The organism is Variovorax robiniae (assembly GCF_037889955.1).
Lineage (GTDB): Bacteria > Pseudomonadota > Gammaproteobacteria > Burkholderiales > Burkholderiaceae_C > Variovorax > Variovorax robiniae.
This window is the reverse complement of record NZ_JBBKZS010000002.1, coordinates 417,537-429,887: the sequence shown is the minus strand read 5'-3', so window position 1 is coordinate 429,887 and position 12,351 is coordinate 417,537. Positions and strand designations below refer to the sequence as shown.

Genomic DNA, 12,351 nt, shown 5'->3' with positions numbered 1-12,351 from the left:
TTCAACCGCGTAGCTGCGTTGCAGCAAGCCCCGACAGCGCCGCCGCCGTCTGCGCATCCGCAGGAAAGAACGATTCCACCGCCAGTTCCTGCAGCGTCACATCCACCGGCGTCCCGAAGATCGTCGTCGTGCTGATGAAGCTCAGCAGCCCGTTGGGCGTCACCAGCTGAAAAGGCACGACGACCCCAGCCAGTTCACCGCCCACCGCCGGCGCGTCATGCCCCGTCAAGCCGACCGGATACGCCGCGAGTTCATCGTGCAATGAAGCCAGCGTCGCATCCCCGGTGGCCGCGATCTGCTGCTGCAAGCGCTCCAGCAGGTGCGCCCGCCACTGCCCCAGGTTGGCGATGCGCGGCGCCAGGCCATCGGGATGCAGGCTCAGCCGCAGCACGTTGATCGGCGGCTGCAGCAATTCCGCCGACGCGCCCGCCATCAGCAGCGGCACGACCGCGTTATGCGCCACCAGGTTCCAGTGCCGGTCCACCGCCAGCGCGGGGAAGGGCTCGTGCCCCTTCAGCACCAGGTCGACCGCCCGCCGCGCCGGCCCCAGCGCGGGGTCGTCGAGCGAGCGCTGCCGGTACATCGGCGCGTAGCCCGCTGCCACCAGCAACGCGTTGCGCTCGCGCAGCGGCACGTCCAGCCGCTCGGCCAGCCGCAGCACCATCTCGCGGCTCGGCGCGGCGCGGCCGGTTTCGACATAGCTCAGGTGGCGGGTCGACACCTCGGCCTCCTGCGCCAGGTCGAGTTGGCTCAGGCGCCGGTGCTGGCGCCAGTGGCGCAGGTGGGTGCCGAAGGGATCGGCCGCGGTGGGCGATGCATTGCGAAGTGTCATGCGCCGATGCTAGGCCGTGCAGGTCATTCCGGACATGACCTCACACGTCATGTTTGAAGGGCAGGTCCCACAACCTGTTGGAGCGAACCCTGCTATGTTCAGAATCCGCCCCACGACTTCCACGGAGATGTTCATGACCAAGGATTCGGCCCACGCCTTTGCCTCCACGCTCAAGACCTTCAAGACGGCGTCAGGCAAGTCGGGCAAGTTCTACTCGCTGCGCGAACTGGCGAAGCAGTACCCCAACGTCGACAAGCTGCCGGTCTCGATCCGCATCGTGCTGGAGTCGGTGCTGCGCAACTGCGACGGCCAGAAGGTGACGCCCCAGCACATCGAGGAACTGGCCAACTGGGCGCCGAACGCCGAGCGCGTGGACGAGATTCCCTTCGTGGTCACGCGCGTGGTGCTGCAGGACTTCACCGGTGTCCCGCTGCTGGCCGACCTGGCGGCGATGCGATCCGTGGCGCAGTCGCTCGGCAAGTCGCCCAAGGCCATCGAGCCGCTGGTGCCGGTCGACCTGGTGGTCGACCACTCGGTGATGGTCGACCACTACGGCACGCCCAAGGCGCTCGACCTCAACATGAAGCTGGAATTCCAGCGCAACAACGAGCGCTACCAGTTCATGAAGTGGGGCATGCAGGCCTTCGACACCTTCGGCGTGGTGCCGCCGGGCTTCGGCATCGTGCACCAGGTCAACCTCGAGTACTTCGCGCGCGGCGTCTACAAGAGCCCGCATGACAAGGGCGACCCGCCCGTCTACTACCCCGATTCGCTGGTCGGCACCGACAGCCACACGACCATGATCAACGGCATCGGCGTGGTCGGCTGGGGCGTGGGCGGCATCGAGGCGGAAGCCGCGATGCTGGGCCAGCCGGTCTACTTCCTGACGCCCGACGTGGTCGGTTTCGAACTCACCGGCAAGCTGCGCGAAGGCGTGACGGCCACCGACCTGGTGCTCTACGTCACGGCGATCCTGCGCGGCGAAAAGGTGGTCGGCAAGTTCGTCGAATTCTTCGGCCCGGGCGCTGCGTCGATTGCCGTGCCGGACCGCGCGACCATCGGCAACATGGCCCCCGAATACGGCGCGACCATGGGCTTCTTCCCCGTCGACGAGATGACGGTCGCCTACTTCAAGGGGACAGGACGCACCGACGCCGAGATCGAGCGCTTCGAGGCCTACTACAAGGCGCAGGGCCTGTTCGGCATGCCGGGGGTCGGCGAACTCAACTACACCAAGATCGTCAAGCTGGACCTCGGCACCGTCACGCCCAGCCTGGCCGGCCCCAAGCGCCCGCAGGACCGCATCGACCTCGGCCACCTGTCGACGAAATTCTCCGAGCTCTACAGCAAGCCGCAGGAGGCCAACGGCTTCAACCAGCCGGCCGAGAAGCTCAAGGAACGCTACCCGCTGAAGGAGGCGGGGACCACCATCGGCAATGGCGACGTGCTGATCGCGGCCATCACCTCTTGCACCAACACCTCCAACCCGAGCGTGATGCTCGCCGCCGGCCTGCTCGCGAAGAAGGCAGTGGAGGCGGGGCTCAAGGTCAAGCCGCACGTCAAGACCTCGCTCGCGCCCGGCTCGCGCATCGTCACCGAATACCTGACCAAGGCCGGCCTGCTGCCGTACCTGGAAAAGCTTGGCTTCTACCTGGCCGGCTACGGTTGCACCACCTGCATCGGCAACGCGGGCGACCTGACGGCGGAGATCAACGAATCGATCTCGAAGAACGAGTTGGTCGGCGCCGCCGTGCTGTCGGGCAACCGCAATTTCGAAGCGCGCATCCATCCGAACATCAAGGCCAACTTCCTGGCCTCCCCGCCGCTGGTGGTGGCCTTCGCGATCGCCGGCAACGTGATGACCGACCTCATGACGCAGCCGGTCGGCAAGGGCAAGGGCGGCAAGGACGTCTACCTCGGCGACATCTGGCCGACGCCCAAGGAGATCGACGAGAACCTGCGCTTCGCGATGAACGCCAAATCCTTCCGCGCCAACTACGACAAGGTGAAGTCGGAACCCGGCAAGTTCTGGACAAGCATCAAGGGCACGACCGGCAATGTCTACGACTGGCCCCAGTCCACCTACATCGCCGAGCCGCCGTTCTTCGAGAACTTCAAGATGCAGCCGCACGCGACCGACGCCGGCTTCATCAATGCAAGGATCATGGCGCTCTTCGGCGACTCGATCACCACCGACCACATCTCGCCCGCCGGCGCCATCAAGGAAAGCTCCCCCGCCGGCATCTGGCTCAAGGCCCACGGCGTGGCCAAGGCCGACTTCAACAGCTACGGCTCGCGCCGCGGCCACCACGAGGTGATGATGCGCGGCACCTTCGCCAACGTGCGCATCAAGAACCTGATGATCCCGGCGGACGAGAACGGCACGCAGGAGGAGGGCGGCATCACGCGCTTCCAGCCCGGCAACGAGAAGATGTTCATCTACGACGCCGCGCAGAAGTACATGGCCGCGCGCGTGCCGACGGTGATCTTCGGCGGCGAGGAATACGGCACCGGCTCCTCGCGCGACTGGGCCGCCAAGGGCACGCAACTGCTGGGCATCAAGGCGGTGATCGCCCGCAGCTTCGAGCGCATCCACCGCGCCAACCTGGTCGGGATGGGCGTGCTGCCGCTTCAGTTCCGCGGGGCAGACTCATGGCAGACGCTGGGCCTCACCGGCGACGAGGAAGTGGACGTGGTGATCGGCGGCGAACTCAAGCCGCAGATGGACGTGAAGCTGGTGATCCGCCGCTTCGATGGCGTGCACCAGGAGGTGACGGTGCGGCTGCGCATCGATACGCCGATCGAGGTGGATTACTACAAGCATGGCGGCATCTTGCCGTTTGTGCTGCGGCAGTTGCTCGCGGCCTGACGGAATTCACGCCCTCTCTCCCCGGGAAGAGGGCTGGGGTGAGGGCACCGGACTTCAACCTTCGCGTCCCTGCGTCCGGTACCCGATCCCGCATTCAGTTGCGCCCCCCACCATCCAACCGTTCCGCCAGCCCATCCAGCACCGGCCGAACCTTCTCCCCCACCCGAATCTGCGGATTTGAGAATCCGTCATCCTTGCCCGCTTCCACCTCGCGCGCCTGGATCACCGGCACGGCGGCGGCAAAGGCCTTCTCGAACGAATGCGTCTTGCGCAATTCCTCATCGAACATCGCGCGCCCGAAGAAGGTCAGCTCCGACAGTCGCCCGCACCCATACGAGGTGTGCGTCGCATCCGCCGCGGTCATCAGCAGCGTGTCCTCATTGGCCAGCGCATCGATCCAGCCACCCGAGAAGCAGGCCGAGATCGCCACCACCCGGTGCTTCACGCCCGCATTGTCCAGCGCCTTGCGCAATTCCTCGGGCGTCAGCCACGGCACGGTCAGCGGCCAGTGCGATGCGGCCAGCTTGTGGTCGCTCGCGCCATGCGAGGTCATGTAGACGACGAGCACGTCCTCGTCGCGGTCCATGCGCCCGGCCAGCGCCGCGATGCCGCGTTGCAGGTTCAGCGGCGTGGCCCAAGGCAGTGTTTCGGTGGTCGTCGCATGATTGACCAGTTGCAGTACGCGCCCCTTGGCATCGAAGCGGTCTTCCAGCAGGTGCGTGACCATGTTGCTCTCGCGCAGGAACACGTCCTCGCTCGCATAGGGCGCGAACACCAGCGCATAGACGTTGGCATGGCCGGGCTGCCGCCCGGCCAGACCGTCGACGGTGCGCTGCCAGAGGGCTTGCTGCTGCTCGAAGGTCTCCTGGTAGAGGCGCAGCCTTGGCCGCTCGGATTCATTCGCCGTGGCCTGGGCGTCCTCGTTCCAGATGGATTGGCCGGCCTCCAGGCCTTGCCAGACGCTCAAGGCGAGCAGCGCCGCCACGCCGGGCACGAACAGCGCCAGTCGCAGCCGCGAAGCGACGTAATGCGCGGTCAGGCGAACCAGCGCGACGACCGTCCAGACGATCAGGGTGCCGTACATGATCCAGAAGGCATTCGCGCTGCTGAGCGACTTGGGCAGCCAGCCGCGCATCCAGGCGATCGACAACAGAACGGCCAGGAGGTTGCCGGGCACGTTGCACCAGCTCGCAAGCGCAAACCAGCGCGACAGTGTCTCGCCCGCCGTCGATGGCCCCCGCCCTGAAAAAGTCCACCAGCCGAGCCAGAGCAGGGCCGCCAGCGCCCACAGGAAGTTGAGCGCGGCAGGGGCGTTCAAGGTGGCCGCGCCAGCGATGGTGAAGCGCTGCGCGCCAAAGAACAGCAGGCTGGGCAGCAGCGCAAGTGCCAGCAATTGCCAGGGCGTCGGCGTGGCGGTGATGCGCGGCGCCAGCAGCACGGCACTGCGCAGGCCTTCGACAATCCACGTCAGAAGGTTGGCGCGGGGAAGTCGGGCGAAATCAGGCGGCGGAGTCAGACCCTGGTCGGCAACCAGGTCAGCGGGGAGTTCCTCTTTCATGCGGCGATCATGCCTTTGCGCAGGGCTACTTTCGCGCAGACCCGCCAGAGGCTGCAGTTTTCGAGAATAATTCTCATTTTGCAGATTCGGATTCCCCAGGGTGACTCAATTGAATGGAGCGGCATTGACCGCGATGAGCCTCGACCAGCTGCCCCGCAACCAGTGGGCCACGGTGGTCGACATGGTGCTGCCGGACGCAGCGGACGACCGCGAGCTGGTGCTGCGCCTGGCCGAGATCGGCTTCGTGCCCGGCGAGGCGGTGCGCGTCGTCGCCACCGGCGTGCCCGGTCGCGAGCCGTTGGCGGTGCGCCTGGGCCACACCACCTTCGCGCTGCGCCGCCATGAGGCCTCCTTCATTCGCGTGATCCCGGGAGCAACCCAACATGGTTGAAGCCACCCTCAGTTTCCAGCCCGGCGCCACCGGCACCGCGACCACGCCGCCGGCGCGCATCGCGCTGCTCGGCAATCCCAACTGCGGCAAGACCGCGCTGTTCAACCTGCTGACCGGCAGCCGGCAGAAGGTCGCCAACTATGCCGGCGTTACGGTCGAGCGCAAGGAAGGCATCCTGCGCACCGCTGCCGGCCGCCGCGTGTTCGTGCTCGACCTGCCGGGCGCCTACAGCCTCAACGCGCTCTCGGCCGACGAAGCCGTGACCCGCGACGTGGTCACCGGCAAGAGCAAGGAAGCGCTGCCCGACCTGCTGGTCTGCGTGACCGACGCGACCAACCTGCGCCTGAACTTGCGCCTCGTGCTGGAAGCCCGCCAGCTCGGCCTGCCGATGGTGGTCGCGTTGAACATGACCGACATGGCGAAGAAGCAGGGCATCGCGGTCGATGTGGCCGTGCTGTCGCGCGAACTCGGCGTGCCGGTGATCGAGACCGTCGGCGTGCATGCCGGTGGCGCGCAGGGACTGCTGGAGCAGCTCGACGCGCCGGTCGCCAGCGCCTCGCCGGTGCCGTGGCAGGCCCCGGCCTTCGCCGACGTGCTGGCCACCCAGCGCGAGGTGCGCCGCATCCTCGGCCTGGCTGTGCGCGAGCCGGTCGGCAGCCTGGCCACCAGCGACAAGATCGACCGCATGGTGCTGCATCCGCTGTGGGGCATGTTGGTGCTGGCCGTCACGCTGTTCCTGATGTTCCAGGCCGTGTTCAGCTGGGCGACTGTGCCGATGGACGCGATCAAGGCCGGCACCGAGGCGCTTGGCGGTCTGATCAAGACCATCGTGCCGGACGGCATGCTGCAAAGCCTGCTGGTCGACGGCATCGTGGCGGGCGTGGGCGGCGTGGTCGTGTTCCTGCCGCAGATCCTGATCCTGTTCTTCTTCATCCTTGCGCTGGAAGATTCGGGCTACCTGCCGCGCGCGGCCTTCCTGCTGGACCGCGTGATGGGTACCGTGGGCCTGTCGGGCCGTTCGTTCATCCCGCTGCTGTCCAGCTTTGCCTGCGCCATTCCCGGCGTGATGGCCACGCGCACGATCAGCAACTGGCGCGACCGGCTCACGACGATCATGATCGCGCCGCTCATGACCTGCTCGGCGCGCCTGCCGGTGTATGCGCTGCTCATTGCCGCCTTCATTCCCGAGAAGACCGTGGGCGGGCTGTTCAACCTGCAGGGCATCGTGCTGTTCGGGCTGTACGCTTTCGGCATCGTGTCGGCGATGGCGGTGGCCTGGGTCATGAAGCGCTTCCGCGACAACCAATCGCATTCGCCGCTGCTGATGGAGCTGCCGGCCTATCGCTGGCCCAACCCGCGCAACCTGGCGCTGGGGCTCTATGAACGTGCGTGGATCTTCCTGCAACGCGTGGGTACGATCATCCTGACGCTGACCATCCTGCTGTGGTTCCTGTCGACCTTCCCGTCGCCGCCCGAAGGCGCGACGGGCCCCGCGATCCAGTACAGCCTGGCCGGCATGCTGGGCCGCGGGCTGGAGCACATCTTCGCGCCGATCGGCTTCAACTGGCAGATCTCGATTGCGCTGGTGCCGGGCATGGCGGCGCGCGAGGTGGCGGTGGGTGCGCTAGGCACCGTGTATGCGCTGTCGGCCACCGGCGAGGAAGTCGCGGGCCAGTTGCAGCCGCTGATCGCGCAGAGCTGGTCGCTGGCGACGGCGATGTCGCTGCTGGTCTGGTACGTGTTCGCGCCGCAATGCATCTCGACGCTGGCGGCGGTCAAGCGCGAGACCAATTCCTGGAAGTACGTCTGGATCATGGCCGGCTACCTGTTCGGCCTGGCGTACCTCGCCTGCTTCGTCACCTACCGAATCGCACTTGCGCTGGGATGGGGTTGATCATCATGACGCAACAAATCATCGTGGGCCTGATCGTCGCTGCCGCTGCCATCTACGCGGCCTGGCGATGGATGCCGGCCGCGTGGCGCCGCGGCGCCGCGCAGAAGCTCGCGGCGGGCGGACAGCGCGCCGGGCTGGTCGATGAGGAACGTGCGAAGCAGCTGGCTGCGTCGCTGGCCAAGACCTCGGGCTGCGGCTCCTGCGACAGCTGCGGTGCATGCGGCTCGGGCGACGCGAAGTCGGCGGACAAGGCTGCGGGCAAGGGCGCCACGCCCGTACACTGAGCCGCATGGCGGCACACATCATCGTTGCCGGTGGCGGCATCGGCGGACTCGCGACCGCGCTCGCGCTGTCCAGGCAAGGCCACTCCATCGATCTGCTCGAGCAGGCACCCGCGTTTGCGGAGATCGGCGCCGGCGTGCAACTGGGTCCCAATGCGACGCGCCGGTTGCTGGCGCTTGGCCTCGGCAAGCCGCTGGCCGCCATCGCCGCCAAGCCCGACGCGCTGACCGTGCGCAGCGCCGACAGCAATGCCGTGCTGGCCCGGATGCAACTGGGCAGTGCCGTCGAGCACCGCTACCGCGCGCCGTACTACAGCGTGCACCGCGCCGACTTGCATGCGCTCCTGCTCAAGGCCGTGCGCGCACAGAAGAAAGTGGCGCTGAGCACCGGCGCACGCATCGTCGAAGCCCGGCGCGACGACGACTTCGTGTGCGTCGCCAGCGCCAACGCGCACGCATGGGAAGGCGATGCACTGGTCGGTGCCGACGGCCTCTGGAGCACCGTGCGGCAGCAGGTGATCGAGGCGGACACGCCGCCGCACGCCACCGGCCACATGGCCTGGCGCGCCATCATCGCGCAGCAGGCCTTGCCGGCGGCCATGCGCTGCAATGGCGTCGAAGTCTGGCTCGGTCCCAAGCTGCATGCCGTCGCCTACCCGGTGCGGGGCGGGCGCTTGCTCAACGTGGTCGTGATCGCGGAGTCGACCTCGACTGGCGATGTACGCGACTGGGATCAGGCCGGCAGCCTCGCCGCGCTGCAGAGCGCCACCGGCCGCAGCGGCGCCGGCTTGCAGAAGCTGCTGGAGGCGATGCCCGCATGGCGCACCTGGGCCCTGAGCGACCGGCCGCCGCTCAAGAATGCCGACCAGATGGCCAGCGGCCGAATCGCCTTGCTGGGGGACGCCGCGCATCCCATGCTGCCGTACTTGGCCCAGGGCGCCGGCATGGCGATCGAGGATGCGGTGGCGCTGGCGGAGGCGTTGGGCGGAGTCGATGCGGCCGGCGTGCCGCAAGCCTTTGCGCGCTACGCCGCAGCCCGCTGGCAGCGCAATGCGCGCGTGCAGGCGAGGGCGCATCGCAACGGCACGATCTTCCACGCGACCGGGCCGGTGCGGCTGGGGCGCGACGTGGCGATGCGCGTGCTGGGCGCGCTGCTGCTGGACCAGCCCTGGTTGTACGCGGGCTGAAGCCGGACGGGCACCCCCCATTCATGGGGAGGCGCTCGAGCGGCCAAAGCTGCAAACTCGGCTGAAATTCCGAACGCTGTCATGACCGATCCACGAACCTTCGGCCCCTTCGTGCACACCCTGAACAAGGGCGGGCTGCGCGAGATCGTCACCTCCGGCAAGCTGCGCGGTACCCCAGCCTCCAATCACCTGGCCAACGATCATCTGGCGGTCAGGGCCTATGCAGGCTCGTTCGAGCACCAGAAGCGCAACAAGAACTGGTCCGGACGGATCAGTCGCCACATCGAATTTGTCTCGCACGTGGCGCCGCGTCCGGGACTTCCCCCAGGCTACGCCGAGTGGACAGACGAGCAACTCATCGACGGTCACCTCCGCATCCAGATCCTGCGGGTGCTGGACGGCGAAGGCAGTATCGTCACGCCCTGAAACCCAGCGCCGATCAGAGATCCGTGCGCAGCTTCCAGATTTCCGGGAACAGCACCACGTCCAGCATCTTGCGCAGGTAACTCACGCCGCCGGTGCCGCCGGTGCCGCGCTTGAAGCCGATCACGCGCTCCACGGTCGTCACGTGGCGGAAGCGCCAGAGACGGAAGGCGTCCTCGATGTCGGTGAGCTTCTCGCCAAGCTGGTAGACCTCCCAATGCTTGTGCGGGTCGCGATAGGCCACCAGCCAGGCCTGCTCGACCTCGTCGTTGGCCTCGTAGGGCAAGGTCCAGTCACGCTCGAGGTGGTTCGCTGGCACCGGCAGGCCGCGGCGCGCCATCAGGCGCAAGGCTTCGTCGTAGAGCGAGGGCGAGCGATAAGCCGCGTCCACCAGCGCCAGCAGGTCCGGGCGATGCTCGTGCGGCTTGAGCATGGCCGCATTCTTGTTGCCGAGCGCAAACTCGATGCAGCGGTACTGCGCGCTCTGGAAGCCGCTGGACTTGGCCAGGTACGGCCGCATCGCGCTGTACTCGGGCGGCGTCATGGTCGACAGCACGGTCCAGGCGCTCACGAGCTGTTCCATGATGCGCGTCACGCGCGCCAGCATCTTGAAGGCGTCGGGCAATTGATCTGCCGCGACGCAGCGGATGGCCGCGTGCAGTTCGTGCAGCATAAGCTTCATCCACAACTCGCTGGTCTGGTGCTGCACGATGAACAGCATCTCGTCATGCGCGGGCGAGAGCGGATGCTGGGCATTGAGCACTTCGTCGAGGTGCAGGTAGTCGCCGTAGCTCATCGACTCGCTGAAGTCGAGCTGTGCGCCTTCCTGGTGAACGATTTTTTCCGTGCTCATCTTCAGGTCACTGCGCTCTTCGTGTTGAACTCCGCGCGCTTCCACTCGGCGGCTTCCAGCACCTGCAGCAGGTGCTCCACCGAGTTCCACACGTCCTCGAAACCCAGGTACAACGGCGTGAAGCCGAAGCGCAGGATGTCGGGCGCCTGGTCGTCGCCGGCGCGGTAGTCGCCGATGACGCCACGGGCGATCAGCGCCTGCACGATGGCATAGGCGCCTTCATCGCGGCTCAGGCAGACCTGCGAGCCGCGGTCCGCATGATCGCGTGGCGTGACCAGCGACAGGCCATGACCACCGCAGTGTTGTTCGACCAACTGGATGTACAGGTCGGTGAGCGCCAGCGACTTCTTGCGCAACGCCGCCATGCCGCCGAAGGGCTCGGCGGCCAGCACGGTGTCGAGTCCGCATTCGAGGCCGGCCAGCGCCACGATGGGTTGCGTGCCGCACAGGTAGCGCGACACGCCCGAAGCGGGGCGGTAGTGCGGCGTCATTTCGAAGGGCGCCGCATGACCCCACCAGCCGGACAAGGGTTGGATGAACTTGTCGGCGTGCCGCGCGTGCACCCACGCAAACGCGGGCGCCCCAGGGCCGCCATTGAGGTACTTGTAGCCGCAGCCGATCGCGTAGTCGGCATTGCTGTCGTTGAGCGCGACGGGCACGGCGCCCGCGCTGTGCGCCAGGTCCCAGACGGTGAGCACGCCAGCCGCATGCGCCGCTGCCGTGATGGCCTTCATGTCATGCATGGCGCCGGTGCGGTAGTTGACGTGCGTGAGCATCAGCACGGCGACTTCATCGGTCAGCACGGCGGGCAGTTCGCTGGCGTCGATGAGCTTCAGCGTGAACCCGCGTTCGCGGCACATCGACTCGGCGATGTAGAGATCGGTCGGGAAGTTGCTGCGTTCGCTGATCACCAGCTTGCGGCCCGTGGCGGCCTGCTGCGAGAGCGCCGCGAACAGCACCTTGTAGAGGTTGATCGAGGTGCTGTCGGTGCACACCACTTCACCCGGCGCGGCGCCGATGAGCCGTGCGACCTTGTCGCCCAGGCGCTGCGGCAGGTCGAACCATCCGGCGGTGTTCCAGGAGCGGATCAGGCCTTCGCCCCATTCCTTGGCCACCACCTCGGCAATGCGCGCGGGCGCGGCCTTGGGCAGCACGCCGAGCGAGTTGCCGTCGAGGTAGATCACGCCTTCGGGCAGGATGAACTGGTCGCGCAGTGCGGCCAGTGGGTCTTGCGCATCGAGCGCGCGGCAGTCGTCGAGAGTCATTTCGGTTTTCTTGTCAGATCTCGCGCAGGATCGCGCGGACGGGGGAGGCATCGGCGCTGACCAGCTTGAGCGGCAGCGCGATGAGTTCGTAGTCGCCTTCGGGCACCTCGTCGAGCACCAGGTTCTCCAGCACGCGCAGGCCGAGGCGGCGGATGACCTGGTGACTGTCCAGCGTCTTGCTGTCGGCGGGGTCGATGCTGGCGGTGTCGATGCCGATGAGCTTCACGCCGAGCGCGGCCAGGCGTTCGATGGTCGCGGGCGCATAGGCGGCGAGGGCGCCGTCCCATTGATGGACGGGCGCTTGTTCGTAGGTGCGAACGAGCACGCGCGGCGGCAGGTCGGCGACGGCGTGCTCGATATGCGCCCACTCGATCAAAGGGCCCTGCGCGATCGCATGGATGACGCGGCACAGGCCGAGGTAGGGCGAAAGGTCGACGTCGCCGATGGTGGCGCCTGCAGGGTCGTAGTGCAGCGGCGCATCCGCATGCGCGCCGACATGCGGCGACAGCGTGATCTCGCTCACGTTCACCGGGCAGCCGGGGCCGATGCTCGCGGCCCAGCGCTGCTGGTAGGGCGTGTCGCCCGGAAAGACCGGCGCGCCCACGTACACCGGTGGGGAGATGTCCCACAGGCGTGGGGAGGAAGAAGTCATGGGCGCAAAGGTAGCGCCGCGTGCGAGGTCGTGGTGTCGGTTAATTCCAACAGAAGGTTAAACGAGCTGTTGCGGGCGGTGTCGTGGTCGAAGGACTCCGCTGCGAATCGCCGGCGCAAGGCGAACGTCAACGCGCGCCGGCACCG

General features: G+C 67.2%; 11 protein-coding genes. 6 read left to right on the top strand and 5 right to left on the bottom strand.

Annotated elements, in window-relative coordinates; translation table 11 throughout:
* Window position 1: 1 nt before the first annotated feature.
* Window positions 2–832: a helix-turn-helix domain-containing protein gene (locus tag WKW79_RS06240; RefSeq protein ID WP_340334240.1), complete on the bottom strand. Its 831-nt coding sequence runs from the start codon at window positions 830–832 to the stop codon at window positions 2–4.
* 133 nt (window positions 833–965) lie between these two features.
* Here WKW79_RS06240 and acnA point away from each other — a divergent pair, with 133 nt between their 5' ends.
* Window positions 966–3,701 carry an aconitate hydratase AcnA gene (acnA, locus tag WKW79_RS06235; RefSeq protein ID WP_340334239.1) on the top strand — a complete coding sequence of 912 codons (2,736 nt, stop codon included), beginning with the start codon at window positions 966–968 and terminating at the stop codon, window positions 3,699–3,701.
* Window positions 3,702–3,795: 94 nt separating this feature from the next.
* Here the strand turns inward: acnA and WKW79_RS06230 are convergent, their stop codons facing one another.
* Window positions 3,796–5,259, bottom strand: a complete 1,464-nt coding sequence (locus WKW79_RS06230; RefSeq protein WP_340334238.1) for a C13 family peptidase — start codon at window positions 5,257–5,259, stop codon at window positions 3,796–3,798.
* A gap of 133 nt (window positions 5,260–5,392) precedes the next feature.
* Between WKW79_RS06230 and WKW79_RS06225 the strand changes: the two genes are divergently transcribed.
* The 5 genes from WKW79_RS06225 to WKW79_RS06205 all read left to right on the top strand — a co-directional run bounded on the left by WKW79_RS06225 (window position 5,393) and on the right by WKW79_RS06205 (window position 9,438).
* Window positions 5,393–5,650 carry a FeoA family protein gene (locus tag WKW79_RS06225; RefSeq protein WP_340334237.1) on the top strand — a complete coding sequence of 86 codons (258 nt, stop codon included), beginning with the start codon at window positions 5,393–5,395 and terminating at the stop codon, window positions 5,648–5,650.
* A complete protein-coding gene (feoB, locus tag WKW79_RS06220) occupies window positions 5,643–7,544 on the top strand; it encodes a ferrous iron transporter B (protein ID WP_340334236.1) in 1,902 nt (633 codons plus the stop codon). The genes WKW79_RS06225 and feoB overlap by 8 nt, the downstream gene beginning before the upstream one ends.
* 5 nt (window positions 7,545–7,549) lie before the next feature.
* A complete protein-coding gene (locus WKW79_RS06215; protein ID WP_340334235.1) occupies window positions 7,550–7,828 on the top strand; it encodes a DUF6587 family protein in 279 nt (92 codons plus the stop codon).
* A gap of 5 nt (window positions 7,829–7,833) precedes the next feature.
* Window positions 7,834–9,012 (top strand): FAD-dependent monooxygenase, encoded by a 1,179-nt coding sequence (locus tag WKW79_RS06210; protein ID WP_340334234.1) that lies wholly within the window; start codon window positions 7,834–7,836, stop codon window positions 9,010–9,012.
* An 81-nt stretch (window positions 9,013–9,093) separates the two neighbouring features.
* Entirely contained in the window at window positions 9,094–9,438 is a 345-nt protein-coding gene (locus tag WKW79_RS06205; protein ID WP_340334233.1) for a hypothetical protein, read from the top strand.
* A 13-nt stretch (window positions 9,439–9,451) separates the two neighbouring features.
* Here WKW79_RS06205 and kynA read toward each other — a convergent pair whose 3' ends face one another.
* From kynA to kynB, 3 genes are read right to left on the bottom strand one after another with little or no spacing between them, the layout of a single operon-like run.
* Window positions 9,452–10,288, bottom strand: coding sequence for a tryptophan 2,3-dioxygenase (gene kynA, locus WKW79_RS06200; RefSeq protein WP_340334232.1), 837 nt, complete (start codon window positions 10,286–10,288; stop codon window positions 9,452–9,454).
* 2 nt (window positions 10,289–10,290) lie between these two features.
* Window positions 10,291–11,553 carry a kynureninase gene (gene kynU, locus WKW79_RS06195; RefSeq protein ID WP_340334231.1) on the bottom strand — a complete coding sequence of 421 codons (1,263 nt, stop codon included), beginning with the start codon at window positions 11,551–11,553 and terminating at the stop codon, window positions 10,291–10,293.
* A 13-nt stretch (window positions 11,554–11,566) separates the two neighbouring features.
* Window positions 11,567–12,205 (bottom strand): arylformamidase, encoded by a 639-nt coding sequence (gene kynB / locus WKW79_RS06190; RefSeq protein WP_340334230.1) that lies wholly within the window; start codon window positions 12,203–12,205, stop codon window positions 11,567–11,569.
* Window positions 12,206–12,351 lie beyond the last annotated feature (146 nt).